Source organism: Streptomyces sp. NPDC029674 (assembly GCF_044903205.1).
Taxonomy (GTDB): Bacteria; Actinomycetota; Actinomycetes; order Streptomycetales; family Streptomycetaceae; genus Streptomyces.
On sequence record NZ_JBJDPY010000006.1, the window covers coordinates 352,928 to 378,479 of the forward strand.

General features: G+C 70.5%; 23 protein-coding genes. 2 read left to right on the plus strand and 21 right to left on the minus strand.

Features of this window, described 5'->3' with window-relative positions; genetic code table 11:
* The 11 genes from nuoK to ACI2L3_RS17330 are packed head-to-tail and all read right to left on the minus strand — an operon-like array spanning position 1 to position 10,940.
* A complete protein-coding gene (gene nuoK / locus ACI2L3_RS17280) occupies positions 1 to 300 on the minus strand; it encodes an NADH-quinone oxidoreductase subunit NuoK (protein ID WP_003974374.1) in 300 nt (99 codons plus the stop codon).
* Positions 297 to 1,136, minus strand: coding sequence for an NADH-quinone oxidoreductase subunit J (locus ACI2L3_RS17285; RefSeq protein WP_404753176.1), 840 nt, complete (start codon positions 1,134 to 1,136; stop codon positions 297 to 299). Before ACI2L3_RS17285 ends, nuoK begins: the two co-directional genes overlap by 4 nt.
* Complete coding sequence (gene nuoI / locus ACI2L3_RS17290; protein WP_404753177.1) at positions 1,133 to 1,792, minus strand: NADH-quinone oxidoreductase subunit NuoI; 660 nt, start codon at positions 1,790 to 1,792, stop codon at positions 1,133 to 1,135. The genes ACI2L3_RS17285 and nuoI overlap by 4 nt, the downstream gene beginning before the upstream one ends.
* Positions 1,785 to 3,125, minus strand: coding sequence for an NADH-quinone oxidoreductase subunit NuoH (nuoH, locus tag ACI2L3_RS17295; protein WP_404753313.1), 1,341 nt, complete (start codon positions 3,123 to 3,125; stop codon positions 1,785 to 1,787). Before nuoH ends, nuoI begins: the two co-directional genes overlap by 8 nt.
* Positions 3,126 to 3,163: 38 nt before the next feature.
* Positions 3,164 to 5,677, minus strand: coding sequence for an NADH-quinone oxidoreductase subunit G (locus ACI2L3_RS17300; protein WP_404753178.1), 2,514 nt, complete (start codon positions 5,675 to 5,677; stop codon positions 3,164 to 3,166).
* Positions 5,674 to 7,035 (minus strand): NADH-quinone oxidoreductase subunit NuoF, encoded by a 1,362-nt coding sequence (gene nuoF, locus ACI2L3_RS17305; protein ID WP_404753179.1) that lies wholly within the window; start codon positions 7,033 to 7,035, stop codon positions 5,674 to 5,676. Before nuoF ends, ACI2L3_RS17300 begins: the two co-directional genes overlap by 4 nt.
* Positions 7,035 to 7,886: an NADH-quinone oxidoreductase subunit NuoE gene (gene nuoE, locus ACI2L3_RS17310; RefSeq protein ID WP_404753180.1), complete on the minus strand. Its 852-nt coding sequence runs from the start codon at positions 7,884 to 7,886 to the stop codon at positions 7,035 to 7,037. Before nuoE ends, nuoF begins: the two co-directional genes overlap by 1 nt.
* Complete coding sequence (locus ACI2L3_RS17315) at positions 7,883 to 9,259, minus strand: NADH-quinone oxidoreductase subunit D (protein ID WP_404753181.1); 1,377 nt, start codon at positions 9,257 to 9,259, stop codon at positions 7,883 to 7,885. The genes nuoE and ACI2L3_RS17315 overlap by 4 nt, the downstream gene beginning before the upstream one ends.
* Positions 9,259 to 10,008, minus strand: a complete 750-nt coding sequence (locus ACI2L3_RS17320; RefSeq protein ID WP_404753182.1) for an NADH-quinone oxidoreductase subunit C — start codon at positions 10,006 to 10,008, stop codon at positions 9,259 to 9,261. Before ACI2L3_RS17320 ends, ACI2L3_RS17315 begins: the two co-directional genes overlap by 1 nt.
* The gene (locus tag ACI2L3_RS17325; protein WP_362994283.1) at positions 10,005 to 10,559 is read right to left on the minus strand and encodes an NADH-quinone oxidoreductase subunit B family protein; all 555 of its coding nucleotides are present in this window, start codon (positions 10,557 to 10,559) and stop codon (positions 10,005 to 10,007) included. Before ACI2L3_RS17325 ends, ACI2L3_RS17320 begins: the two co-directional genes overlap by 4 nt.
* Before the next feature lie 21 nt (positions 10,560 to 10,580).
* Positions 10,581 to 10,940: an NADH-quinone oxidoreductase subunit A gene (locus ACI2L3_RS17330; RefSeq protein WP_003992243.1), complete on the minus strand. Its 360-nt coding sequence runs from the start codon at positions 10,938 to 10,940 to the stop codon at positions 10,581 to 10,583.
* A gap of 761 nt (positions 10,941 to 11,701) precedes the next feature.
* Between ACI2L3_RS17330 and ACI2L3_RS17335 the strand changes: the two genes are divergently transcribed.
* The gene (locus tag ACI2L3_RS17335) at positions 11,702 to 12,526 is read left to right on the plus strand and encodes a C40 family peptidase (protein WP_404753183.1); all 825 of its coding nucleotides are present in this window, start codon (positions 11,702 to 11,704) and stop codon (positions 12,524 to 12,526) included.
* A gap of 78 nt (positions 12,527 to 12,604) precedes the next feature.
* Here the strand turns inward: ACI2L3_RS17335 and ACI2L3_RS17340 are convergent, their stop codons facing one another.
* From ACI2L3_RS17340 to ACI2L3_RS17350, 3 genes are read right to left on the minus strand one after another with little or no spacing between them, the layout of a single operon-like run.
* Entirely contained in the window at positions 12,605 to 12,934 is a 330-nt protein-coding gene (locus ACI2L3_RS17340) for a putative quinol monooxygenase (RefSeq protein WP_404753184.1), read from the minus strand.
* A 48-nt stretch (positions 12,935 to 12,982) separates the two neighbouring features.
* Positions 12,983 to 13,711: an IclR family transcriptional regulator gene (locus ACI2L3_RS17345; protein ID WP_404753185.1), complete on the minus strand. Its 729-nt coding sequence runs from the start codon at positions 13,709 to 13,711 to the stop codon at positions 12,983 to 12,985.
* Positions 13,708 to 14,994: a geranylgeranyl reductase family protein gene (locus ACI2L3_RS17350; protein WP_404753186.1), complete on the minus strand. Its 1,287-nt coding sequence runs from the start codon at positions 14,992 to 14,994 to the stop codon at positions 13,708 to 13,710. The genes ACI2L3_RS17345 and ACI2L3_RS17350 overlap by 4 nt, the downstream gene beginning before the upstream one ends.
* A gap of 97 nt (positions 14,995 to 15,091) precedes the next feature.
* On the opposite strand from ACI2L3_RS17350, the gene ACI2L3_RS17355 reads away from it, so the two are divergent.
* The gene (locus ACI2L3_RS17355; RefSeq protein ID WP_404753187.1) at positions 15,092 to 15,643 is read left to right on the plus strand and encodes a GNAT family N-acetyltransferase; all 552 of its coding nucleotides are present in this window, start codon (positions 15,092 to 15,094) and stop codon (positions 15,641 to 15,643) included.
* Between the two features lie 44 nt (positions 15,644 to 15,687).
* Here ACI2L3_RS17355 and ACI2L3_RS17360 read toward each other — a convergent pair whose 3' ends face one another.
* From ACI2L3_RS17360 to ACI2L3_RS17390, 7 genes are all read right to left on the minus strand, one after another.
* Complete coding sequence (locus tag ACI2L3_RS17360; RefSeq protein ID WP_404753188.1) at positions 15,688 to 18,159, minus strand: zinc ribbon domain-containing protein; 2,472 nt, start codon at positions 18,157 to 18,159, stop codon at positions 15,688 to 15,690.
* A gap of 166 nt (positions 18,160 to 18,325) precedes the next feature.
* Positions 18,326 to 19,021, minus strand: a complete 696-nt coding sequence (locus tag ACI2L3_RS17365; protein WP_404753189.1) for a demethylmenaquinone methyltransferase — start codon at positions 19,019 to 19,021, stop codon at positions 18,326 to 18,328.
* A 328-nt stretch (positions 19,022 to 19,349) separates the two neighbouring features.
* On the minus strand, positions 19,350 to 19,949 hold the full coding sequence (locus ACI2L3_RS17370; RefSeq protein WP_404753190.1) for an imidazolonepropionase-like domain-containing protein: 600 nt from the start codon (positions 19,947 to 19,949) through the stop codon (positions 19,350 to 19,352).
* Between the two features lie 7 nt (positions 19,950 to 19,956).
* Entirely contained in the window at positions 19,957 to 21,156 is a 1,200-nt protein-coding gene (mqnC, locus tag ACI2L3_RS17375) for a cyclic dehypoxanthinyl futalosine synthase (protein ID WP_404753191.1), read from the minus strand.
* Positions 21,157 to 21,263: 107 nt separating this feature from the next.
* Positions 21,264 to 21,983 carry a prepilin peptidase gene (locus tag ACI2L3_RS17380; protein WP_404753192.1) on the minus strand — a complete coding sequence of 240 codons (720 nt, stop codon included), beginning with the start codon at positions 21,981 to 21,983 and terminating at the stop codon, positions 21,264 to 21,266.
* 12 nt (positions 21,984 to 21,995) lie between these two features.
* Positions 21,996 to 25,037 (minus strand): BTAD domain-containing putative transcriptional regulator, encoded by a 3,042-nt coding sequence (locus ACI2L3_RS17385; protein WP_404753193.1) that lies wholly within the window; start codon positions 25,035 to 25,037, stop codon positions 21,996 to 21,998.
* 90 nt (positions 25,038 to 25,127) lie between these two features.
* Positions 25,128 to 25,517, minus strand: coding sequence for a hypothetical protein (locus ACI2L3_RS17390; RefSeq protein ID WP_404753194.1), 390 nt, complete (start codon positions 25,515 to 25,517; stop codon positions 25,128 to 25,130).
* Positions 25,518 to 25,552 lie beyond the last annotated feature (35 nt).

A 25,552-nucleotide genomic window follows, 5' to 3' on the forward strand; every position in this document is an offset into this window, starting at 1 on the left:
TCAGAGCTTCATCAGGCTGGCGTCGTCGACCGAGGCCGAGTGGCGGGAACGGAACAGCGACACGATGATCGCGAGCCCGACCACGACCTCCGCGGCGGCGACGACCATCGTGAAGAACGCGATGATCTGGCCGTCGAGGTTGCCGTGCATCCGGGAGAAGGCCACGAACGCGAGGTTGCAGGCGTTGAGCATGAGCTCGATGCACATGAACACCACGATCGCGTTCCGCCTGATGAGCACGCCGGTCGCGCCGATCGTGAACAGCAGGGCGGCGAGGTACAGGTAGTTGACGGGGTTCACTTCGATGCCTCCTCGGTCCGCCCGATGTCGTCGCTGCGCAGGTCGGGCCGCTCCAGGCGATCGGTGGAGCGCTGCTCGAGCGCCCGCAGGCCGTCAAGGGCCTCGGTCGACACGTCGCGGATCTGGCCGCGCTCACGCAGCGTCTTGTTGACCGTGAGCTCCGAGGGGGTGCCGTCGGGGAGCAGGCCCGCGATGTCCACGGCGTTGTGCCGGGCGTAGACACCCGGGGCCGGCAGCGGCGGCAGGTGCTTGCCCTCGCGCACGCGCTCCTCGGACAGCTCGCGCTGGGTCTTGGCGCGCTCCGTGCGCTCGCGGTGGGTGAGCACCATCGCGCCGACCGTCGCCGTGATGAGCAGCGCGCCGGTGATCTCGAAGGCGAAGACGTACTTGGTGAAGATGAGCTGGGCGAGGCCCTCCACGTTGCCCCCGGCGTTCGCCTTGCCGAGGCCGTTGAACTCCTTCACCGAGGCGTTCCCGATGCCCGCGAAGAGCAGCACCGCGAAGCCGAGGCCGCAGAGCAGGGCCAGCCAGCGCTGTCCCTTGATGGTCTCCGTCAGGGAGTCCGCCGCGGTGACGCCGACGAGCATGACCACGAAGAGGAAGAGCATCATGATCGCGCCGGTGTAGACGACGATCTGGACGATGCCCAGGAAGTACGCGCCGTTGGCCAGGTAGAACACCGCGAGGATGATCATGGTCCCGGCCAGGCAGAGCGCGCTGTGCACGGCCTTCTTCATGAGGATGGTGCACAGGGCGCCGATCACCGCGACCGTGCCGAGCACCCAGAACTGGAAGGCCTCGCCGGTGGAGGTCGTATAGGCGGCGAGCTGCGTCATCGGCCGACCACCTTCTCCGACGCCGGCTCACCGTCGCCGAAGTCCGCGGCCGCCTCCTGGGGCGTCTCCCCCTTGGAGAGGGCGACTTGCGGCACCGTGCCCGGTGCGGCCTCGGTCACCAGACCCCGGTAGTAGTCCTGCTCGTCCATGCCGGGGAAGATCGAGTGCGGGCTGTCGACCATGCCCTCTTCCAGACCGGCGAGCAGCTGCTCCTTGGTGTAGATGAGGTTCGCGCGGCTGCTGTCGGCCAGCTCGAACTCGTTCGTCATCGTCAACGCGCGCGTGGGGCACGCCTCGATGCACAGGCCGCACAGGATGCAGCGGGCGTAGTTGATCTGGTAGACGCGGCCGTACCGCTCACCGGGCGAGTACCTCTCCTCGTCCGTGTTGTCCGCGCCCTCCACATAGATGGCGTCCGCGGGACAGGCCCAGGCGCAGAGCTCACAGCCGATGCACTTCTCCAGGCCGTCCGGATGGCGGTTCAGCTGGTGCCTGCCGTGGAAGCGGGGAGCGGTGGTCTTCTGCTGCTCCGGATACTGCTCGGTCAGCCGCTTCTTGAACATGGCCTTGAAGGTCACGCCGAAGCCCGCGACAGGGTTCTGGAACCCCTGCTTCGATTGGTTCGTGTCGTGCGACTCCTGGTTCGACTCAGCCATCGGACGCCTCCTTTCCATCACTTCGGGTTCCGTCACTTTGAGTATCCGGGCCACCACTGACAATCAGCTCCCGCTCGTGGCGCGGGCGTCGGCGCGGAACGGGTGGCAGGCTCTGGCCGGGCAGCGGCGGCACGGGGAATCCGCCCGCCATGGGGTCGAAGGCGACCGGCTTCTCCTCCTCGGCGGCAGCCGCTTCCTTCTCGCGTTTGTCGCGGAAGATGTCGACGACGACGGAGAGCAGCAGCAGGGCGATGACCCCGCCGCCCACATAGAGCGCGATCGAGGTGAACTCGTAGTCCTCGTTCCGCATCGCCCTGACGGTGGCGACGAGCATCAGCCAGACGACCGAGACCGGGATCAGGACCTTCCAGCCGAGCTTCATCAGCTGGTCGTAGCGGACGCGGGGCAGCGAGCCGCGCAGCCAGATGAAGAAGAACAGCAGCAGCTGGACCTTGATCACGAACCAGAGCATCGGCCACCAGCCGTGGTTCGCGCCCTCCCAGAACGTGCTGATCGGATACGGCGCCCGCCAGCCGCCCAGGAAGAGCGTGACCGACACCGCCGAGACGGTGACCATGTTGATGTACTCGGCGAGCATGAACATCGCGAACTTGATGGACGAGTACTCGGTGTTGAAGCCACCGACGAGGTCGCCCTCGGACTCCGGCATGTCGAACGGCGCGCGGTTCGTCTCGCCGATCATCGTCACGATGTAGATGATGAAAGAGACGGGAAGCAGCAGTACGTACCAGCGGTCCGCCTGTGCCTCGACGATCGTCGAGGTCGACATCGACCCGGAGTACAGGAAGACGGAGGCGAAGGCCGCGCCCATCGCGATCTCGTACGAGATCATCTGCGCGCAGGACCGCAGGCCGCCGAGGAGCGGATACGTCGATCCGGAGCTCCAGCCCGCGAGCACGATGCCGTAGATGCCGACGGAGGCGACCGCGAGGATGTAGAGCATCGCGATCGGCAGGTCGGTGAGCTGCATCGTGGTGCGCTGGCCGAAGATCGACACCTCGTTGCCCGCCGGCCCGAAGGGGATCACCGCGATCGCCATGAAGGCCGGGATCGCCGCGATGACCGGGGCAAGGATGTAGACCGCCTTGTCCGCGCGCTTGACGATCACGTCTTCCTTGAGCATCAGCTTGACGCCGTCCGCGAGGGACTGCAGCAGACCCCAGGGTCCGTTCCGGTTCGGGCCGATGCGCAGCTGCATCCAGGCGACGACCTTGCGCTCCCACACGATGGCGAGGAGGACCGTCACCATCAGGAACGCGAAGCAGAAGACCGCCTTGAAGGCGACCAGCCACCAGGGGTCGCGGCCGAACATGGACAGGTCTTCCGCCGCAAGCGGCACCAGGGTGTGCGTCACGACGTCACCTCCGGGGCCTCAGTGGGCTCCGGCAGGACCGCCGGGCCGATGCGGACGAGGTCGCCGGGGCGGGCTCCGGTGTCCGAGAGGACGCCTCCCCCGGTCGAGTTCAGCGGCAGCCAGACCACGCGGTCGGGCATCTCCGTGATCTGCAGCGGGAGTTCCGTCGTCCCCGCGGGACCGGAGACGGCCAGCGCGTCGCCGTCCTTCACGCCCACCTCCGCGGCGGTGGCCGCGGACACGCGCGCGTGGGCGGCGTGCCGCGTGCCGGCAAGCGCCTCGTCGCCGTCCTGGAGGCGGCCCTGGTCGAGCAGCAGCCGGTGCCCCGCGAGAACGGCCTCTCCGGAGGCGGGCCTCGGCGGCTGTGCGCCGGTCTCCAGGGGCTCCGTGGCGTGCGGCCCGTCCCAGCCGCCGAGCCGGTCCAGCTCGCGGCGCAGGGTGACGAGGTCGGGCAGGCCGAGGTGGATGTCCCCGGCGTCGGCGAGCATGTGCAGCACGCGCGCGTCGGTGGGCGCCAGCCTGCGGACCATCTGGTCCGGCTTGAGCGCGGCGTCGAACATCCGCACCCGGCCCTCCCAGTTGAGGAAGGTGCCCGGCTTCTCCGCGACGGCGGCGACCGGCAGCACCACGTCGGCCCGCTCCGTCACCTCGCTGGGCCGCAGCTCCAGGGAGACCAGGAAGCCGACCTCGTCGAGCGCCGCACGCGCGCGTGCCGGGTCGGGCAGGTCGGCGACCTCGACGCCCGCCACAAGGAGCGCGCCGAGCTCACCGGTCGCGGCGGCCTCGACGATCTGGCCGGTGTCGCGACCGTAGCGGTGCGGGAGTTCGGCGACGCCCCAGGCGGCCGCGACCTCGTCCCGCGCGCGCGGGTCGGTGGCGGGTCGGCCGCCGGGCAGCAGCGAAGGCAGCGCGCCCGCCTCGATGGCGGCGCGCTCCCCGGCCCGGCGCGGAATCCACACCAGCCGGGCGCCGGTCGCGGCGGCGGCCCGCACGGCGGCGGTGAGCCCGCCGGGCACGGCCGCGAGCCGCTCACCGACGACGATGACGGCACCCTCGGTGCGCAGCGCCTCGGAGGCCTCAGTACCGGGAGCCTCCAGGCCGACGCCCGCGGCCAGTGCGTCCAGCCACTCGGTCTCGGTGCCGGGTGCGGCGGGCAGCAGCGTGCCGCCCGCCTTCGCCAGGCCGGGGGTCGCGAACGTCGCGAGGGAGAAGGCGCGCTGGCCGTGCTTGCGCCAGGCCTTGCGCAGCCGCAGGAAGACGCCGGGCGCCTCCTCCTCGGACTCGAACCCGGCGAGCAGGACGGTGGGCGCCTTCTCCAGGAGGGCGTACGTGACGCCGGTCCCGTCGAGGTCCACGCCCCGCCCGGCCACCCGGGCCGCCAGGAAGTCGGCCTCCTCGCTGCTGTGCACGCGCGCGCGGAAGTCGATGTCGTTCGTGTCGAGCGCCACGCGCGCGTACTTGCTGTACGCGTAGGCGTCCTCCACGGTGAGGCGGCCGCCGACGAGGACTCCGGCGCGGCCGCGCGCGGCCGCGAGACCACGGGCCGCGGTCTCCAGGGCCTCGGGCCAGCTGGCGGGCTCCAGCTCACCCGTCGATGCGTTGCGCACCAGGGGGGTGGTCAGCCGGTCAGGACGCTGCGCGTACCGGAAGCCGAAGCGTCCCTTGTCGCACATCCACTCTTCGTTGACCTGGGGGTCGTCCGCCGCGAGCCGCCGCATGACCTTGCCGCGCCGGTGGTCGGTGCGCGTCGCGCAGCCGCCCGAGCAGTGCTCGCACACCGAGGGCGACGACACGAGGTCGAAGGGGCGGGAGCGGAAGCGGTACGCCGCCGAGGTCAGCGCACCGACCGGGCAGATCTGGATGGTGTTCCCGGAGAAGTACGACTCGAAGGGGTCGCCCTCGCCGGTGCCGACCTGCTGGAGGGCGCCCCGCTCGATGAGCTCGATCATCGGGTCGCCGGCGATCTGGTTGCTGAACCGGGTGCAGCGCGCGCAGAGCACGCACCGTTCACGGTCGAGCAGCACCTGGGTGGAGATCGGCACCGGCTTCTCGTACGTCCGCTTCTTGCCCTCGAAGCGGGTGTCCGTGTCGCCGACCTGCATCGCCTGGTTCTGCAGCGGGCACTCGCCGCCCTTGTCGCAGACGGGACAGTCCAGCGGGTGGTTGATGAGCAGCAGCTCCATCACGCCGCGCTGGGACTTCTCCGCGACGGGCGAGGTCAGCTGCGACTTCACGACCATGCCGTCGGTACAGGTGATGGTGCAGGACGCCATCGGCTTGCGCTGGCCCTCCACCTCGACGATGCACTGGCGGCAGGCGCCCGCCGGGTCGAGCAGCGGATGGTCGCAGAACCGGGGGATCTCGATGCCGAGCAGCTCGGCCGCCCGGATCACCAGCGTCCCCTTGGGGACGCTGATCTCGATGCCGTCGATGGTCAGCGAGACGAGATCCTCGGGCGGGACCGCCGCCTCCCCGCCCCCGGAGGGAGCGTTGTTGGTGGTCACTGTCATGCGTTCACCTGCGCGCTTTCAGCGGGCCTGTCGGCCCAGAGAGTCGACTTGGCCGGGTCGAAGGGGCAGCCCCTGCCGGTGATGTGCTGTTCGTACTCCTCGCGGAAGTACTTCAGCGAGGAGAAGATCGGCGAGGCCGCGCCGTCGCCCAGGGCGCAGAAGGACTTGCCGTTGATGTTGTCGGCGATGTCGTTCAGCTTGTCGAGGTCGGCCATGGCGCCCTTGCCGGCCTCGATGTCGCGGAGCAACTGCACCAGCCAGTACGTCCCTTCGCGGCAGGGCGTGCACTTGCCGCAGGACTCGTGGGCGTAGAACTCGGTCCAGCGGGTCACGGCCCGCACGACGCACGTCGTCTCGTCGAAGCACTGGAGCGCCTTCGTGCCGAGCATCGAGCCGGCGGCGCCGACGCCCTCGTAGTCGAGGGGGACGTCGAGGTGCTCGTCGGTGAACATCGGGGTCGAGGAGCCGCCCGGCGTCCAGAACTTGAGCCGGTGCCCGGCCCGCATGCCGCCGCTCATGTCGAGCAGCTGGCGCAGCGTGATGCCGAGCGGTGCCTCGTACTGGCCGGGGTTGGTGACGTGCCCGCTCAGCGAGTAGAGCGTGAAGCCCGGGGACTTCTCACTGCCCATCGACTTGAACCAGTCTTTCCCGCGATGGAGGATCGCGGGAACGGATGCGATGGACTCGACGTTGTTCACCACAGTGGGGCATGCGTAGAGGCCCGCGACCGCAGGGAAGGGGGGACGCAGTCGCGGCTGACCACGGCGGCCTTCGAGCGAGTCGAGCAGCGCGGTCTCCTCACCGCAGATGTACGCGCCCGCGCCCGCGTGCACGGTGAGTTCCAGATCGAGCCCGCTGCCCAGCACGTTCTTCCCGAGGTAGCCCGCCGCGTAGGCCTCGCGGACGGCCTCGTGCAACCGCCGCAGCACGGGGACGACTTCACCGCGCAGATAGATGAAGGCGTGCGACGACCTGATCGCGTAGCACGCGATCACGATGCCCTCGATGAGGGAGTGCGGGTTGGCGAAGAGGAGCGGGATGTCCTTGCAGGTCCCGGGCTCCGATTCGTCGGCGTTGACAACCAGATAGTGCGGCTTGCCGTCTCCCTGCGGAATGAACTGCCACTTCATTCCGGTGGGGAACCCGGCACCGCCCCTGCCGCGCAGGCCGGAGTCCTTCACGTACGCGATGAGGTCGTCCGGGTCCATGGCGAGCGCCTTGCGCAGGCCTTCGTACCCGTCGTGCCTGCGGTACGTGTCCAGCGTCCAGGACTTCTCCTCGTCCCAGAACGCCGAGAGGACCGGGGCGAGCAGCTTCTCAGGGCTGGTCTCGTGGTTGATCTCGGCTGCCAAGGTCATCACTCCCCCTCCTCGGCCGTCGGTCCTGCCGGGTGCGCCGGATCGGATGCCGAGGTCTCCTGTGGTGCGTCGTGCGAGCTGAGGTGCTCGGCGGGCGCTTCGTCCTGGGGGCCGCCCGCGCGCGGGTGGACCACGCGCGGCTGCGGCACCTCACCCTTGGCGAGGCGCAGGCCGATCAGTGAGGCGGGGCCCGCACCGCCGGTCGCCTCGACGGCGCCGGGCCGCTCGTCCGGGAAGCCCGCCAGGATCCGGGCGGTCTCCTTGTACGTGCACAGGGGCGCCCCGCGGGTGGGCTCGACGGGTACGCCCGCGCGCAGGTCGTCGACGAGCCGCTTGGCGGACTCGGGCGTCTGGTTGTCGAAGAACTCCCAGTTGACCATCACCACGGGGGCGAAGTCGCAGGCGGCGTTGCACTCGATGTGCTCGAGGGTGATCTTGCCGTCCTCGGTCGTCTCGTCGTTGCCGACGCCGAGGTGCTGCTTGAGCTCGTCGAAGATCGCGTCGCCGCCCATGACCGCGCACAGCGTGTTGGTGCAGACGCCGACCTGGTAGTCGCCGGAGGGCTTGCGGCGGTACATGGTGTAGAAGGTCGCGACGGCCGTGACCTCGGCCGTGGTCAGGCCCAGCATCTCGGCGCAGAACCGCATGCCCGTCCGGGTGACGTGCCCTTCCTCGGACTGCACCAGGTGGAGCAGCGGGAGGAGCGCCGACCGGGAGTCCGGGTAGCGGGCGATGACGTCCTTGGCGTCCGTCTCGAGGCGGGCCCGCACGTCGGCCGGGTAGTCGGGGGCGGGGAGTTGGGGCATGCCCAGGCTGACGCCCGCGGCCTTCTCCGAAGGAGTGGTGGTCACCGGTCGACGCCTCCCATCACGGGGTCGATGGACGCGACGGCGACGATGACGTCGGCGACCTGGCCGCCCTCGCACATCGCCGCCATGGCCTGGAGGTTGGTGAAGGACGGGTCGCGGAAGTGGACCCGGTAGGGGCGGGTGCCCCCGTCGGAGACGACGTGCACGCCGAGCTCGCCCTTGGGCGACTCGACCGCGGTGTACGTCTGTCCCGGCGGCACCCGGAACCCCTCGGTCACCAGCTTGAAGTGGTGGATGAGGGACTCCATGGAGGTGCCCATGATCTTCTTGATGTGGTCGAGCGAGTTGCCGAGACCGTCGGGGCCGAGGGCCAGTTGGGCGGGCCAGGCGATCTTCTTGTCCTCGACCATGACGGGGCCGGGGGCGAGCCGGTCGATGCACTGCTCGATGATGCGCAGCGACTGCCGCATCTCTTCGAGGCGGATCAGAAACCGCCCGTAGGAGTCGCAGGTGTCGGCGGTCGGGATGTCGAACTCGTAGTTCTCGTAGCCGCAGTAGGGCTGGGTCTTGCGCAGGTCGTGCGGGAGGCCCGCCGAGCGCAGGACCGGTCCTGTGGCGCCGAGCGCCATGCAGCCCGCGAGGTCGAGGTAGCCGACGTCCTGCATGCGGGCCTTGAAGATGGGGTTCCCGGTGGCGAGCTTGTCGTACTCCGGGATGTTCTTCTTCATCGTCTTCACGAACTCGCGCAGCTGGTCCACCGTGCCGGGCGGCAGGTCCTGGGCGAGTCCGCCGGGCCGGACGTACGCGTGGTTCATGCGCAGGCCGGTGATGAGTTCGAAGAGGTCGAGAACGAGTTCACGATCGCGGAATCCGTAGATCATGATCGTCGTCGCGCCGAGCTCCATGCCGCCGGTGGCGATGCACACCAGGTGCGAGGAGAGGCGGTTGAGCTCCATGAGGAGGACGCGGATGACCGAGGCGCGGTCCGGGATCCGGTCCTCGATGCCGAGGAGCTTCTCGACGCCGAGGCAGTACGCCGTCTCGTTGAAGAACGGCGTCAGGTAGTCCATGCGCGTGACGAACGTCGTGCCCTGCGTCCACGTGCGGTACTCGAGGTTCTTCTCGATGCCGGTGTGCAGATAGCCGATGCCGCAGCGGGCCTCGGTGACCGTCTCGCCCTCGATCTCCAGGATGAGACGGAGCACGCCGTGCGTGGAGGGGTGCTGCGGCCCCATGTTGACGATGATGCGCTCGTCGTCGGCCTTGGCCGCGGACTGGACGACCTCGTCCCAGTCGCCGCCGGTGACCGTATATACGGTCCCCTCGGTCGTTTCGCGGGCATCGGAGAGGTGCGTCCCGGAGGGACTCGGTGAGGGGCGGTGGCCGGGAGACGGGTGGGCGTGTGAAGTGCTCATCAGCTGTACGACCTCCGCTGGTCCGGAGCCGGGATCTGGGCGCCCTTGTACTCGACGGGGATGCCGCCGAGGGGGTAGTCCTTGCGCTGCGGGAAGCCCTGCCAGTCGTCCGGCATCATGATCCGCGTGAGCGCCGGGTGGCCGTCGAAGACGAGGCCGAAGAAGTCGTACGCCTCGCGCTCGTGCCAGTCGTTGGTCGGATAGACCGGGACCAGTGAGGGCAGGTGCGGGTCGGCGTCGGGGACGGCGACTTCGAGCCGGATCAGCCGGTTGTGGGTGATCGAGCGCAGGTGGCAGACGGCGTGCAGCTCGCGGCCCTTGTCGCCGGGGAAGTGCACTCCGCTCACGCCGGTGCAGAGCTCGAAGCGCAGGGCCGGGTCGTCGCGCAGGGTCCGGGCGACGCGGACGAGGTGCTCGCGCGCGATGTGGAAGGTGAGTTCGCCGCGGTCGACGACGGTCTTCTCGATCGCGTTCTCCGGGACGAGGCCCTGTTCCTCCAGGGCGCCCTCCAGTTCGTCCGCCACCTCGTCGAACCAGCCGCCGTAGGGGCGCGGGGACGCGCCGGGCAGCGTGACGGTCCGGACAAGGCCGCCGTAGCCGGACGTGTCTCCGCCGTCGGCGGCGCCGAACATGCCCCTGCGTACGCCGATGACCTCGCCGGCCTCGTCGCGCGGCGCGGGGACGCCGTTGCCGTTCAGGTGCTCGTCGCGCGGGTTGGGCGCGTCGGGCGAGTTGGGCGCGTCGCTCACCGCAGCAGCCCCTTCATCTCAATGGTGGGGAGCGCCTTGAGGGCCGCCTCCTCCGCCTCACGGGCCGCGTCTTCCGCGTTCACGCCGAGCTTGGTGTTCTGGATCTTCTCGTGGAGCTTGAGAATCGCGTCCAGGAGCATCTCGGGGCGCGGCGGACAGCCCGGCAAATAGATGTCAACCGGGACAACGTGGTCCACGCCCTGCACAATCGCGTAATTGTTGAACATTCCACCCGACGACGCGCAAACCCCCATGGAAATGACCCACTTGGGATTGGGCATCTGGTCATAGACCTGCCGCAGCACCGGCGCCATCTTCTGGCTCACCCGGCCCGCCACGATCATCAGGTCGGCCTGGCGCGGCGAGCCGCGGAAGACCTCCATGCCGAAGCGCGCCATGTCGTACCGCCCGGCGCCGGTCGTCATCATCTCGATGGCGCAGCAGGCGAGGCCGAACGTGGCGGGGAAGACGGACGACTTCCGCATCCAGCCCGCGGCCTGCTCGACGGTGGTCAGCAGAAATCCGCTCGGCAGTTTCTCTTCGAGTCCCATGCTCTTTGACCCCTCAGACCCTTAGTCCCATTCCAGGCCGCCGCGACGCCATACGTACGCGTAGGCGACAAAGACGGTGAGCACGAAGAGCAGCATCTCCACGAGCCCGAAAATCCCCAGCGCGTCGAAGGTGACGGCCCAGGGATAGAGGAAGACGATCTCGATGTCGAAGACGATGAAGAGCATCGCCGTCAGGTAGTACTTGATGGGGAATCGCCCGCCGCCTGCCGGCGTCGGTGTCGGCTCGATGCCGCACTCATAGGCCTCTAGCTTCGCGCGGTTGTACCGCTTTGGACCGATAAGCGTGGCCATGACCACGGAGAAGATCGCAAAGCCTGCCCCGAGGGCTCCCAGCACGAGGATGGGCGCATAGGCGTTCACGCTCCTCGCTCCTCTCAGTCGGCACTGACTGTTGGCGGTTGCGTCGGGCCGGCCCCCTGCTCCCCATCGAAGATCGCTTACATGTGAAGCAGGTCACAAGCCCAACTGCCCCGCATCCTATGCCTGCCGGTCTGTGATCTGCGACACGGGGTGCGACAACGGCTTTGTGATCTCCACCACCTGACGAAGGATCATGAAGTCGGATGAGCGGTGATCTTCGTACGCGAAGCGCCTGAGTGATCACTAGAGGTGACATCTCAGCGCGTCGTGCCTGGTCGAAGGGGTGTCGCCCTATCAAGAAGTGGCGGGTACAAGCAAATTGGCGCTGGACGCGATCACTTGGTAGAGGGCCCGCGTTCACACTTTGGCGGCAGAGGCGTGGACGGATGTGGACACGTGCGCCGATTCACGAGCGGCCGGCCCCTGGGGGCGCGGGGTGCCGAAATATGCGGGAGATCTCAGGGAGGTATCAGCGAGATCTCAGGGAGATCCCCAGGAGGGCCATGCTGTGACCTGCGCCACAGAGGCAACTTCCGTGAATAAGCCGGGCTTGGCCAACGGACTCAACCGGTGGTAGACCGCGGGCAATTCGGGCGTATCGCAGAAAACCCATGATCACAGGCGTGATCATCGCTGTCCGCATTGCCCGTTACGGCGTCAATAAGAAGCGACACGCCCGGGATTCAGGGCCGAAATCCGCAACTGTGGCGCAGCACACGTTTCTTGAAGGGAACCGTGAGTCCCTGATAGCGGTTGTTCTCATGTCCCACACCGCTCACATACCCAGCCACCGGAAGCCCCGTCGCAGCGCCACCAAGGTCGCCCTGCGCGCCGGAGTTGCCGGTGGCGTCCTCAGCACCCTGGCAGTGGCCGCGGCGGCCGGTACGGCGAACGCGGCCGAGCCGGTGTCCGAGACCATCGAGATGCCCACGCTCACCACCGATCTGTCCGCACAGATCGCCCAGTCGGCGGACGCCACCCAGCAGGCCGCCGACACCTACGAGTCGCGCGCCGAGCGTGACGCGGCCGCCTCCAAGGCCGCCAAGCAGGCCAAGGAAGACCTGGCGAAGGCCGAGAAGAAGGCCGAGGCCGAGCGCAAGGCCGCGGCCGCCGCGAAGAAGAAGGCCGAGCAGGAGCGGGCCTCGCGCTCCACCGAGCGCACCACGCTCTCCACGCAGTCCGCCCCCGGCTCCGGCTCGTCCACCGCCTCGGACTCGGTCGCCCCGGCCAGCGGCAGCGTCGGCGCCGTCATCGGCTTCCTCAAGGCGCAGCTCGGCGACGCGTACGTGATGGGCGCCTCGGGCCCGAACGCCTGGGACTGCTCCAGCCTCGTGCAGGCCGCGTTCAAGCAGGCGGGCGTGGACCTTCCGCGCGTCTCGCAGGACCAGTCGACGATGGGCACCGAGGTCGGCACCTCGAACCTCCAGGTCGGCGACATCCTCTACTGGGGTGGCAAGGGCTCCGCCTACCACGTCGGTGTGTACATCGGTAACGGCCAGTACCTGGACGCCGCCAACCCCAGCAAGGGCGTTGTCATCCAGGACCTGTCGGGTTACCCGGCCTCGGGCGCCGTGCGCGTCCTCTGATGGCCTCTTAGAGCAGCGAACGAGGGCCGGACCCCCCCTGGTGGGGTTCCGGCCCTCGGCATGCCCTGAGCGGGCCTCTCAGCCGTTCTTGGGGGACAGCTCCGCCATCGCGGACCAACCGGAGCCCTCGATCTCGGTGTTCACGATCTGCGGCACGGTGGCGATGAGCTCGCCCATCGTCTCCAGGCCGGCCTTGAAGTGGTCGGAACCGACGTGCGCGGCGCCCGCGTCCCCGTCGGCGAAGGCCTCCAGAAGCACGAACTGGTTCGGGTCCTCGACGGAGCGGGACCACTCGAAGAAGAGGTTGCCCGGCTCCGCGCGCGTGGCGGCGGTGAATGCGGCGGTCCGCTCGATCCAGCTGTCGCTGTGCTCGGGGCGGACGGTGAACTTGACGGCGATGAAAATCATGCGGCCAGCGTCCGCCCGGCGGCCGCGCCCGGCAAGCGGGACCCGCCGCTATTCCGACGCTGCCGGAAACCCGTGCCGCGCCGCCCGCGAAAGGACCCGCGTCAACTCGCCCCGCCGCCCGCGGAACCGCTCGGTCGGCAGCGACACCGACAGCGCCCGCGCCCCGTCCGCCAGCGGTACGGCCACGCAGGTGTACGCCGGGTCCGTCTCCCCCACCGACACCGCGACGCCCGCCGTGCGCACCCGGCGCAGCTCGGCCTCGAAGCGGTCCGGGTTCGTGATGGTGTGCTCGGTGAGCCGCGGAAGGCCGTGCTCGTCGAGATAGCGGCGCCGGGCCGCCCGCCCCAGCGTGGCGAGCAGCACCTTGCCGTGCGCCGTGGCGTGCGCGCCCCGGTCGACGCCGACCTCGAACGGATCGCCGTCGCACCCGGACGCCGTGGAGTCGACGACCGCGATCCGGCCGCCCCTGCGGGCGCTGAGATACGCGTGGGCGCCCGCCAGCCGACGTACCGCGTGCAGCATCCCGTACGTCTCCTCGTCCAGGCCCGTGTGCCGGCGGAAGGAGCGGTACAGGGCCGGGACCCGCGGGCCGAGCACATAGCCCTGCGGGGTGCGGTCGACGTGGCCGCGCGCGACGAGCGGACCCATCAGGTGGTACACGGTCGACAGCGCGCAGCCCGCCTCCCGCGCGAGGGACTTGGCGGGGACGGGACGCGCCGACCGGGCGACGGCCTCCAGGAGGTCGAGCGCCCGGTCCACCGAATGGGGCACGCTCACGCCTTCGGTGCCACCTTGCTCAGCCCGTTGATGATGCGGTCCATCGCGTCGCCGCCCATCGGGTCCGTGAGGTTCGCCAGCATCTTCAGCGTGAACCGCATCAGGACCGGGTGGGTCAGGCCGCGCTGGGTCGCGATCTTCATGACCTTCGGGTTGCCGATGAGCTTCACGAAGGCACGGCCCAGCGTGTAGTAGCCGCCGTAGACCTCCTTGAGCGTCTTCGGGTAGTTCTGCAGCGCCAGTTCGCGCTGGGCGGGGGTGGCACGCGCGTGCGCCTGCGCGATGACGTCCGCCGCGATCTGGCCGGACTCCATGGCGTACGCGATGCCCTCGCCGTTGAAGGGGTTCACCAGGCCGCCCGCGTCGCCGACGAGCAGCAGGCCCTTCGTGTAGTGCGGCTGGCGGTTGAAGGCCATGGGCAGGGCGGCGCCGCGGATCGGCGTCGTCATGTTCTCCGGGGTGTAGCCCCAGTCCTCCGGCATCGAGGCGCACCAGGCCTTGAGGACCTCGCGCCAGTCCAGCTCGCGGAACGACTTGGAGGAGTTGAGGATGCCCAGGCCCACGTTGGACGTGCCGTCGCCCATGCCGAAGATCCAGCCGTAGCCGGGCAGCAGCCGGTCCTCGCCGGGGCCGCGGCGGTCCCACAGCTCCAGCCAGGACTCCAGGTAGTCGTCGTCGTGCCGTGGCGAGGTGAAGTACGTGCGGACCGCGACGCCCATCGGGCGGTCCTCGCGGCGGTGCAGGCCCATGGCCAGCGAGATCCGCGAGGAGTTGCCGTCGGCCGCGACGACGAGGGGCGCGTGGAAGGTGACCGGGGTCTTCTCCTCGCCCATCTTGGCGTGCACGCCGGTGACGTGGCCGGTCCGGTCGTCGATGATCGGCTCGCCCACATTGCAGCGCTCGTACAGACGTGCGCCCGCCTTCTGTGCCTGCCGGGCGAGCTGCTCGTCGAAGTCGTCACGCTTCCGTACGAGGCCGTAGTCCGGGTAAGAGGCGAGTTCCGGCCAGTCCAGCTGGAGCCGTACACCGCCGCCGATGATGCGCAGGCCCTTGTTCCGCAGCCAGCCCGCCTCTTCGGAGATGTCGATTCCCATGGACACCAGCTGTTTGGTGGCGCGGGGCGTGAGCCCGTCACCGCAGACCTTTTCCCGCGGGAAAGCGGTCTTCTCCAGGAGGAGTACGTCCAGCCCGGCCTTTGCCAAGTAGTACGCCGTCGTCGAACCGGCGGGGCCGGCTCCGACGACGATCACGTCCGCGGAGTGTTCGGAGAGGGGCTCGGTCACGGCGGGTTCTCCCCAAGGCTCGAAATCTGTGTGCCGGCCGGCACGGGATATGGGCAGTCTATGAGGCGGTACTGATCAGCCAGCCGAAGGGCCACACGTGACCGAGCAGACCGATACCCTGCCCGCGCTCCACCTCCCCGCCGTGGAGTTGCGCGTCCCCACCCACGAGGACGCCTTTGCCTGGCACCGGCTCTTCGACGACCCCGAGGTGATGCGGTTCTTCGGCGGCACCTCGGCGGAGCCCTCCATGTACGAGGAGCTGACCGCCCGGCAGCGCAGACACGACGCCGAACTGGGCTACTGCCTGTGGACGTTGCTCGACGCGGCCGGTGAGCCGATCGGCTTCGCGGGCGCCCAGCCTTGGCCCCGCAGCTACGGGCCGGTCGGCGAGACAGAGATCGGCTGGCGGCTCGGCCGGGCGGCCTGGGGCAAGGGGTACGCGACGGCGGCCGCCCTGGCGACGGTCGACCGGCTGCGCGCGGCGGGCGTACCTAGCGTGGTGGCGGTGGTCGCCGACGGCAACGAACGCTCCGTCGCGGTGACCCGGCGGCTCGGCATGGAACTCGCCGAGACGTTCACCACTCCCCCGCTGGTCCCGGGTGACGAGACGTCGCGGCGCACGTCGCACTGTTACCGGCTCACGCTGTAGCGGGGCTGCTCACGCTGTAGCGGGGGTGCGGGAAGGGTAGGCCCTCAGTCCGTGAGCCGCCAGGTGTCCAGTGCGGTCGTGTGCGTCTTCACGCCCTCTCCGGCGGGCCAGAAGTCCTCGCGCCAGGAGAGCTGGATGGCGTACTCCGTGCCGTTCTCCGCGACGTAGCTCTGGTTGACGGCGTGGATCGTGCGGCCCGCCTCGTCGGTGTACGTGTACTCCCAGATCGCGCCGTCCCGCCCCTGGAAGGTGTTCTCCTCCATCCGAATGCGCTCATAGTCCGACTTGTCCGGAGCCGACTTGGTGTGCTGCTCGATGTCCGTGAAGTTCTCGTACGAGGTGTAGGGGGCATCCGTGACGACGCCGACGAGGAACTCCTCACGTCCGGTCGACCCCGCGTAGGTGATCTGTCCGGGGCGCTCGGGGTTGACGGACTGCCGGGTCCACCCCTCGGGCACGGCGAAGGAGAACCCTTCGGGGTCGGTGACGCGCTCGGATCCGTCGGGGACCTCGGACGTCTTGGAGTTCTCCGAGTCCTCCGGGCTATCCGGGCTGTCCGAGCTCTCCGGGCTCTGTGACGCGAGCGGGGTGGGGGTGTCGTCGTTCGGGCTTCCGGCGGGTTCCTCGGAGCGGCTGACCGAGGGCCTGTCGTCCTTGCCCGCGCCGTCCGCCTTGTCGTCACCGGTGTCCTTCCAGAGCAGGACACCGGCGGTCACCCCGCCGCCGAGGACCAGGGCGCCGACGAGCGTGGCCACCCATACGCCGGCGCCGCCGCGCGGTTGGGGAGTCGTGGGCGGGGGCGCCGGTGCCGCTGGGGTCGCAGATACTGCAGGAGCTGCGGGGGCTGCCGGTGCTGCCGGGGCTGTCAGTGCTGTCGCCGTCGCCTGTGTCGCCTGTGTCGCCGGTGTCGCCGGTGTCGTCGGTGTCGCCGGTGTCTGTGGCGTGACCGGCGGTGCGTACGCCGGCGGGGCGGGCACATCGCCCCCGCCCGTCATCCGGAGCAGATACGGCGCCAGCAGCACGGCCGGGAAGATCCACAACAGGCCGAACAGCAGCATCTCGGGAACGCTCAGCCCGAGCTCCACGTTGCCGCTTCCGCTACTGCTGCCACCGCCTCCGGAACCGTCGAATCCGGACCCCCCTTCGAAGGCCCGGCCGGACAGCTCGACGCCGAAGCCGCTGAACCCGGCGAGCAGCAGGACGAACCCGAAGAAGATGCCCGCGGCGAGGAGCTGCTCGCCACGGCCCACGCAGCGCCGTGCGGCGAGCACGCCGAGGGTCAGCGCGCAGACCAGGCCGAGCGCCAACGCCCCGACGATCGCCCAGTCGTTGGTGACGTCACCCAGTTCGGAGAGGCCGAAGGACTCGCTCTCGCGCCCGCCCCCATACATCGAGCTGCTGCCGCGCACCGAGGCCTCGGCGCTCGCGCCCCATCCGATGCCGAGCGCCGTGACCGCGAGGTTCGGCAGGACCAGGAGTGCGACCAGGAGCGGCGAGATGTCCGCGTCGTCGAGGTCGGTGAGGTCGGCCAGGTCGTCGACCTGGGCGAGGCTGATGAAGGCGACGACCGAGCAGAGCACGAGGACGACGGCGAGGGCGCGCAGCGCGGTGCCGGTGGCCCGGATGACGGACTGGGCACCGGGACGCGCGGTCAGCGTCGCCCAGGCGGACGGCTGGACCTGCCCCTCCGCCCCGTATGCCGCCACGTCCACGCGGTGCAACACCCCGCAGGACACGCCGAGTCCGAGCAGCAGCGCGCCCAGCGCGGCGAGCGCCGGGGACGACGACAGCTCGACGCCCTCGATCTCGGGCTGGGCGAAGAGCGCGAGCGCGAGGACGCCCACGGTGACCAACAGCGCGACGCGGACGGCCGCTTCGAGGCCGGCGGTGCCGCCGCCGGCCTGACCCGCGCCCCGGGCCACGAGGCGGTTGCGCAGTACGCGTACGCCGATGAGGAGAGCCACGATCCACAGCGCGGTCATGGTGAGCGGGACGAGGTGCAGGGAGGCGGTGCCTTCGAGCGCGGTCTCCGTCGTGTCCGACCCCATACCCAGACCGTCGGAGCCACTGGAGCCGCCGAAGCCCGGCCGCTCCTCACGGCCCGTGAATTCGAAGCCGCCGCCGACCGATTGGAGCAGCAGCGCGAGGGCGACCCGGAGTCGGTCGGTGAAGTCGAAGACGGCCTCGTCGTCCTGGCCGTACGCCGGGGCCGCCAGCGAGGCGGCGCCGATCAGCAGCAGCACGACCGGCCAGAGCGCGGCCTGCGCGGCTCCGGCCCAGTCCCCGCGGAACGTACGCCCGAAGAAGGCGCCGACGGGTGAGGGGGCGACGGGGGCGAGGGGCGGGGGTGGGGGTGTGGCTGGGCTTGGGGGTGGGGTGTAGGTGGGTGGGGGTGGTGAGGTGGGGGGTGTGGGGGTTTGCTGCTGGGGCTCGGGAAGGCGTTCGCGCCCGCACTTCATGCAGAAGCGGGCTTCATCGGGGCTGGGTGCCCCGCAGTGTGGGCAGTACGACGCCATCAAGACGCTCCGTGGGACTCAGGAGTTCAGCAGGGAAGCGGACCGGCCCATAAGCGCCGCATAAGTAAACGGCAGGGTCGTATCAACGGACACATCTTGCCCGGTGGCCGGTTCCCTCGGTCCGCGGAATCCGAGTCTCAACTGGAGCGTTATGAAGCGGGCTTGCTCAGCTCCGCTTGAAACCGCGGTGCAGCGCCACGACGCCGCCCGTCAGGTTCCGCCAGGCCACCTTCGACCAGCCGGCCTCCTGCAACAGCGCGGCGAGCGCGGGCTGGTCGGGCCAGGAGCGGATCGACTCGGCGAGATAGACGTACGCGTCCGGGTTCGAGGACACCGCGCGTGCGACCGGCGGCAGCGCGCGCATCAGGTACTCCTCGTAGACCGTGCGGAACGGTCCCCACGTCGCGTGGGAGAACTCGCAGATCACGACCCGGCCGCCGGGCTTCGTCACGCGGTACAGCTCGCTCAGCGCGGCGCCCGTGTCCTGGATGTTGCGCAGCCCGAAGGAGATCGTGACCGCGTCGAAGGTGTCGTCCTTGAACGGCAGCTTCGTCCCGTCGCCCGCCGTGAACGGCATCCACGGGTGTCGCTGCTTGCCGACGCGCAGCATGCCGAGGGAGAAGTCGCAGGGCACGACGTACGCGCCGGCCTGCGCGAAGGGCTGCGAGGAGGTGGCGGTGCCGGCCGCGAGGTCGAGGACCTTCTGCGCGGGGCGTGCGTCGACCGCCTTGGCGACCTCCTTGCGCCAGAGGCGGGCCTGGCCGAGGGAGAGCACGTCGTTGGTGAGGTCGTAGCGTTCCGCCACGTCGTCGAACATCGTGGCGACTTCGTGCGGCTGCTTGTCCAAGGAGGCTCGGGTCACCCGGCCATTGTGTCAGGCCGGTCTTCTCTCTTGACGGCACCCTCTTCCGCCTGCGGCGGGCTTCCTCGCCTGCGGCGGGCTGTCTCGCCTTCGCGTGTGCCGGGGGTGGATTCTTCGCGGGTGCGGGTGCGTGGTGGCTGATCGCGCAGTTCCCCGCGCCCCTAAAAGCCCACCGGCGCCCCGCCCCACTGAAAAGCCGCCCGGCGCCTCGCGTCAGCGGGTTTCTTTGCAGGTGCGGGTCGCGTCGTGGCTGGTCGCAGCGCGCCTGCGGACGCCGGACGGCAGGCGAGGGCAGACGGGGGTGCGCAGAGACCCAGGAGGGGCGGGCCTAGCGGGATCGGTAGACCAGTCTGCCGGTCACCACCGTCGCCACACACGTCCCCGCACCCCGCCGCACCAACTCCCCGCGGTCGGGGACGTCGAAGACCGCGAAGCGGGCGGGGGCTCCGGGGGTGAGGGGCGGGAGGAGGATCAGGGGGGTCGGGGAGAGGGCGGGCGGGCCGGGGAGGCGGGGTGGGCGTTGGCCTACCGCGAGGGTCGCCCTGCGGACGGCGTCCAGGGCGGGGCGGGCGTGGAGTTCGCCCGCCACCGCCACCGTGCCGTGCGCCAGCATCCGCTGTACGCCGCGGCGTGCGCTCGCGCCCAGGCGCGACGGATCGGCGCGGAAGATCGCCCGCGCGCGCTCCCCGCCGATGGGCTCCGTGCCGAGGCGGTCGGCCTCGCGCGGGTCCGGGTGGTAGGTCGCTTCGAGGAGTTCGGGAGCGTACGGATTGAGCAGGCCGGGCGTGAGGATGCCGGGCCAGCGGCGGACGCGGGCCGACGGGTGCGCCGCGGCCAGCTCCTCGTACGGGCCGACGGCGGCGACGGTCGCGCCGTCGACCAGGACCGCCGCCTCCGGTGAGTGTTCGGCGACGTGGAAGGTGAGCAACAGGGCCTCAGTTGGCGGCGAGGAGCTTCAGCTCCGGGTGCGCCGTGCCGCCCTCGATCGCCGTGGACGAGATGTGCGAGGCGACGCGGTCGTCGACGGGGTCGTTCGCCGGGTCGTCGTGCACGACGAGGTGCTCGTACGTGGTGGCGCGCTGCGCCGGGACCCGCTCGGCCGTGCGGATCATGTCGATCATCTCGCGGAGGTTCGAGCGGTGCTTGGCGCCGGCCGACGAGACGACGTTCTCCTCCAGCATGACGGAGCCCAGATCGTCCGCTCCGTAGTGGAGGGTGAGCTGGCCCGCCTCCTTGCCCGTCGTCAGCCAGGAGCCCTGGATGTGCGCGACGTTGTCGAGGAAGATCCGGGCGATCGCGATCATGCGGATGTACTCGAAGATCGTCGCCTGCGTGCGGCCCTTGAGGTGGTTGTTCTCGGGCTGGTACGTGTACGGGATGAAGGCCCGGAAGCCTCCCGTCCGGTCCTGTACGTCGCGGATCATCCGCAGGTGCTCGATGCGCTCGGCGTTGGTCTCGCCCGTGCCCATGAGCATGGTGGAGGTGGACTCCACGCCCAGGTTGTGGGCGGTCTCCATGATCTCCAGCCAGCGCTCGCCGCTCTCCTTGAGGGGGGCGATGGCCTTGCGCGGACGCTCGGGGAGCAGCTCGGCGCCCGCGCCCGCGAAGGAGTCGAGGCCGGCGGCGTTGATCCGCTGGATGGCCTCTTCGACGGAGACCTTGGAGATGCGGGCCATGTGCTCGACCTCGGAGGCGCCGAGGGAGTGGATGACCAGCTGCGGGAAGTTCTTCTTGATGGCGGAGAAGTGCTCTTCGTAGTACTCGACGCCGTAGTCCGGGTGGTGCCCGCCCTGGAACATGATCTGGGTGCCGCCCAGCTCGACGGTCTCCGCGCAGCGGCGCAGGATGTCGTCGAGGTCGCGGCTCCAGCCCTTCTTCGTGTCCTTCGGAGCGGCGTAGAAGGCGCAGAACTTGCAGGCCGTCACGCAGACGTTCGTGTAGTTGATGTTGCGCTCGATGATGTACGTCGCGATGTGCTCCGTACCGGCGTAGCGACGGCGGCGTACGGCGTCGGCGGCGGCACCCAGCGCGTGCAGCGGGGCGTCCCGGTAGAGGACGAGCGCCTCTTCCGGAGTGATCCGGCCACCTGCGGCGGCGCGGTCGAGGACGGACTGAAGGTCGGCCTTCTCGGTCACCGGGGCGTCCCTTTCGTAAGTTTCGTAAGGGTTGTGGACGGACGCTGCCAGCGTACGCCAGGGCCCTCCGGCGCCCGACGCGGGCTGCGAATCGGGGCGGCTGCGACTCAGGCCGCGTACGAACCGAGCAGCAGACCCACGAACGCGCCGCCGATCAGGAAGGGGCCGAAGGGGATCGCCGTCTTGCGCCCGGCTCGGCGGGCGACGACCAGCGCGGTGCCGTACAGGGAGGCGAGCAGGAACCCGGCGAAGGTGCCGAGCAGCAGCACGCCCCACCCGTACCAGCCGAGCACGGCCCCCAGAGAGAGGGCCAGCTTCACGTCGCCGAAGCCCATGCCGTTCGGGTTGATGAGGAAGAGCACGAAGTAGGCGCCGGCGAGCGCGAGCGCCCCGTAGAGGGCCCCGGTCCAGGAGCCGCCCCGCTCCGGCAGCAGCGCGGCGCCCCCGAGCAGCGCGAGCGCGGCACCCGCGAGCGGCAGCGTCAGCACGTCCGGCAGCCGGTGCACGGTGAAGTCGACGAGCGCGAGCAGCACGCCTACGGGGGCGAGCAGCAGCCACACCCCGAGCTCGGGCCGCGCCCCCGTGGTCGCGGCGAGCGCGCCGCAGACGAGGGCGGTGGCGACGACGACGCCGGAGGTCCGTGGCCCGTACCCGCCGCCCTCCGGACACCGGGCGAGCCCCAGCCACGAGGTGAGGGGGTGCCCGTCGGGACACTCACCGCGCCACGTCTCTTCGGGCCGCACGGAGAGCCGGTAGGCGGCCCGCGGCACGAACAGCCCGGTGAGGGCGCCCCAGAGGGCGCCACCGAGGATGAGGATCAGCAACAAGAGTGACGACTCTCAGCCCGCCGCCGTGGCGCCGCTGCGCCAGGCCGGGAGCAGTTCGTCCAGGAGTGCCTCCGTGCGCGGGGGCAGGCCGCGGGCGCCGCTTCGGGCGACGAGGTCGGCCGCCAGCTGCTGGAGCCGGGCCGGGTCCTCCGTCGCGTGGGTGGCGCGGAGCAGTTCGTTCCAGAGCCGTTCGTCGCCGGGCGCGGAGCCCAGCGCCGCGTTGAGCGCCTCGATCGCCTTCTCGGCGCGCCCCTTCTCCAGGTGGAACTCGGAGAGGGCGAGCCCGATGTCGGCGACGAGGAGCGGCAGCTGGGCGTCGATGATCTCGTGCGTGAGCCACCCGTACCGCCCCTGCTGCCGGTCGGCGAGCAGCGGTCCGCGCACCAGGACGAGCGCGTCGGTGAGCATCCGGCCGCGCACCGCGCGGTTGCCCGCGCCGCGGCCCTGCGTCGCCTCGTAGTACAGCGACCGCAGCACGTCCAGGTCGGAGACGACGGACTTGGCGAGCGTGAGCCGCCCGGTCCGGTCGGCGTGCAGCCGGGGCGATCCGTTGGGGTCGGTGCCGAGCCAGTCGCGGAGCCGCTCGACGAGCGCGTCCCGCACGTCGTCGGTGACGCCGCGCGGCCACAGCGCGGAGGCCAGTACACGCGGGTGCACGCCTTCGCGGTGCAGCAGCAGGAGCGCGAGCGCCTCGTGCATCAGCGCGCTGCGTTCGCCGTCCGGCGTCTCGAGGCCGATGATCTCGTACGTACCGACGAGGCGGGCGTAGACCGCGGGCCGCCCCTGCTCGGTGACGTCGACGAGGAACGGCGGCGCGGCGCCCGTGGGGCCGTCGTCCGGCCCTGTCGGGCTGCCGGAGCCCTCCGGGTCGGCCTCCGTGAAGAGCTGGACGACGGCCCGCTGCTGGGCCTCGGGCAGCGTCTGCGCAGCTAGTTCGAGCCCGAGCAGCGGCGCGAGCAGCTTGCCGTCGCGGGTGATCTCCATCTCCCAGGCGGCGCCGGGCAGGTCCCCGGACTCCGTGCCGACCAGGTAGCCGATGCCAAGACGGCTCGCGTCCGCGGCGAGTTCGGCGAGCTTGACCGCGTCCTCGGCGCTCGGCTCGGCGGCGAGCAGGACGAGGTGCGGGGCCCAACGGGTGTGCTGGGCGGGCCCGGTGCGACCGGTGAGCACGGAGTCGTGCCCGGCGGCGCCGAGCGCCCCGCGCCGCTGCCGCGTCTCGGCCTCCATCGTCTCGATGAGCGCCTCGACGTCCTCCAGGTGCCGAAGCCGGTTGGGCGCGAGCGGCGTGAGGTCCTGGCCGAAGCCGACGACGGTGATGGTCATGCGGTCCGACCAGCCGTTGGTGGCGAGCTCGGCGGCGACGGAGGCGAAGACGGCGGCACGGTCGCCCTGGCTGCCGCTCAGCGAGACGATGCCTGGCACCGCCTCCAGGTTGAGGAGCAGCCGCGAGTCGTCCAGGGTGCCCAGGCAGACGAGGCCGGGGTAGGGCGCGGCGGTGTCCACGGCCTCGTACCGCTCGGCGTCGGCGCGCGAAAGGACCCAGAACGTCTGGTCCTGCCCCAACTGCCAGGGCGCGGGCGGCCGCCCGGCGGGCTGGGCGAGCTGCAGGTGCAGGTCGCCGTTGGTCAGCCAGGCCGCGTACACGGTCGGCAGTGCGCGGTTCTCCTCGGCGAGCGACGCGGCGAGCCCGCGCAGCGACAGGTCGAGGAGGCGTACGCCCTCGGGGTCGGCGCCCACGAGCAGCGCGTCCTGCACGTCGGCTGCGGCACCGGTCGGCGTCGGCGGCTGCATGCCGCCGCGCCCGCCGACCGCGCCCATCGCCGACTGCCACAGGGCGTGCCGGCGCCGGCGGCCGAGCGCGCCGAGGAGGCCCGCGGCGAGGAGGGGCGCGCCGAGGAGGGCCTCGGGCAGCCCGAAGTCGAAGCCGTCGGAGTCACTGGCGGCGGACGCCTCGGGAGTGGCCGGGGCCTCCGGCATGGCGGGGGTGGCAGGGGTGGCGGGCCGCTGCTCGGGAAGGACGATGTGCGCGGTGTCGCGATCAACGGAGCTCCCGCTCCCGCGACCGCTGCCACCACTCCCCTGTCCCTGCTCGTGGCCGCCCTGCTCCTGGCCTCCGCTCCCCTGCCGCTGATCGCCGGTCTTGGAGTAGTCGGAGATCTGCTCCTTCACGTCCTCGGAGACCTTGGGCGCCTCGTCGGGCATCTCGACGAGCTCGCCGCCGTACGCGTCCGCGGGCATCTCCATGATCCAGCCCGGCCGGATGAGGCTGGCCTCGGACAGCTTCGAACCGTCGGGCTGCTCACGGTCCTTGTTCAGCTGGTAGATCTCCTTGTACCGGCGGCCGTCGCCCAGGTGCCGCTCGGCGACCTCCCACAGGGAGTCGTGGTGGCGCCCCTCGGGCGGCTGGATCCGGTAGTACTTCGTGTCGCCGTCCTTGGCGGTGCCGCCGTCGGCGCGCGCGGCGGCCTGGTCGGCCTGTGCGGCGAGCGCGTCGGCGGCGGTCGCCGCGGCCTGCTGCTCCTGCCCGAAGAGACCGGGCGTCTGCTGGGCGCTCGCGGCGGAGGCGGGCTTCTGGTTCCCCTCGAGCGACTGCCCGAACTGCGAGAGGCCGGGCGCGAAGCTGGCTGCCGTGGCGCCCACGAGCAGCACGGTGGCGACGAGTTGCCGCGCGAGCAGCTGGCTGCCGCCGGCCCCCGGCACCCGGCCCGGGATCCCGACCCCGGAGAGCGCGGCCTTTATCTCCACGAGCACGCAGGCGGTGAACTGCGCCCAGGCGAACCAGACGACGACGGTCAGTACGTTGATGAACGTACTGACGGTGATCTCCTGCTGCAGCCAGCTCAGCGAGGGCGCACCGCCCGGCAGCGGCCACCCCACGAAGACGGCGAGGGCTCCGGGCACGCCGACGAGAAGCACGGCCAGCGCTACGAACGCGAGGAAGGCCTTGACGAAGTCCCCGAAACTGCGCCGCCGCCGCGGCAACGGCTGCGGCGTCCGGTTCCGCGGAGACTGCGGATCCGGCGGGCTCGTCGAGCGTGAGGTGGTGCGCGCCATGGCAGGTGTCCTGGTGTCCTGTGGGGAGAAGTGGGTGGGCAGAGGGGTCGGGAGAGCCTACTGAGGTGATGGTACGGAAGGGGCCGGAGGTCAGTCAGTGCCGGAGGCCTTGCCTTTCCCGTCGCCTTTCCCGTCGCTCTTGGCACCGCCCTTGCCGACCCTGCCCGCCTTCCCTTCCTTCACCGCGTCGTTCACCTTCTTCGTCAGGTCGTCGTCCAGCTTCTTGAACTCGCGGACGACCGCGTCGGACAGGTCGGCGAGCTGGTCCAGCTGCTGGCCGATGTCTTCGCGGCCGTCCTCCCAGTTGGACTCGAAGTCCTCCAGGGAGTCGTAGACGCCGCCGTCGCCGATGTCGTCCTTGTAGGACTCGAAGGTCTTCTTCGTGCGGTTCATGCGGGTCTTGATGGAGCGCAGCCGGCTGCCGTAGTCCTCCAGGTCGGTGAGTGGGATCGAGAGGTCGCTCTTGCCCTTGCCGCCCATTTCCGATGTCCCCCTGAGTCGTTCTGCCGTCGGAT

Coding starts and splice junctions, on each gene's coding strand:
- ACI2L3_RS17300 (WP_404753178.1), bottom strand. CDS start 5,677: ATGACAGTGACCACCAACAACGCTCCCTCCGGGGGCGGGGAGGCGGCG.
- nuoH (WP_404753313.1), bottom strand. CDS start 3,125: ATGTTCGGCCGCGACCCCTGGTGGCTGGTCGCCTTCAAGGCGGTCTTC.
- ACI2L3_RS17285 (WP_404753176.1), bottom strand. CDS start 1,136: ATGACGCAGCTCGCCGCCTATACGACCTCCACCGGCGAGGCCTTCCAG.
- ACI2L3_RS17385 (WP_404753193.1), bottom strand. CDS start 25,037: ATGGCGCGCACCACCTCACGCTCGACGAGCCCGCCGGATCCGCAGTCT.
- nuoF (WP_404753179.1), bottom strand. CDS start 7,035: ATGACCTTGGCAGCCGAGATCAACCACGAGACCAGCCCTGAGAAGCTG.
- ACI2L3_RS17335 (WP_404753183.1), top strand. CDS start 11,702: ATGTCCCACACCGCTCACATACCCAGCCACCGGAAGCCCCGTCGCAGC.
- ACI2L3_RS17360 (WP_404753188.1), bottom strand. CDS start 18,159: ATGGCGTCGTACTGCCCACACTGCGGGGCACCCAGCCCCGATGAAGCC.
- ACI2L3_RS17315 (WP_404753181.1), bottom strand. CDS start 9,259: ATGAGCACTTCACACGCCCACCCGTCTCCCGGCCACCGCCCCTCACCG.
- ACI2L3_RS17340 (WP_404753184.1), bottom strand. CDS start 12,934: ATGATTTTCATCGCCGTCAAGTTCACCGTCCGCCCCGAGCACAGCGAC.
- ACI2L3_RS17390 (WP_404753194.1), bottom strand. CDS start 25,517: ATGGGCGGCAAGGGCAAGAGCGACCTCTCGATCCCACTCACCGACCTG.
- ACI2L3_RS17325 (WP_362994283.1), bottom strand. CDS start 10,559: ATGGGACTCGAAGAGAAACTGCCGAGCGGATTTCTGCTGACCACCGTC.
- nuoI (WP_404753177.1), bottom strand. CDS start 1,792: ATGGCTGAGTCGAACCAGGAGTCGCACGACACGAACCAATCGAAGCAG.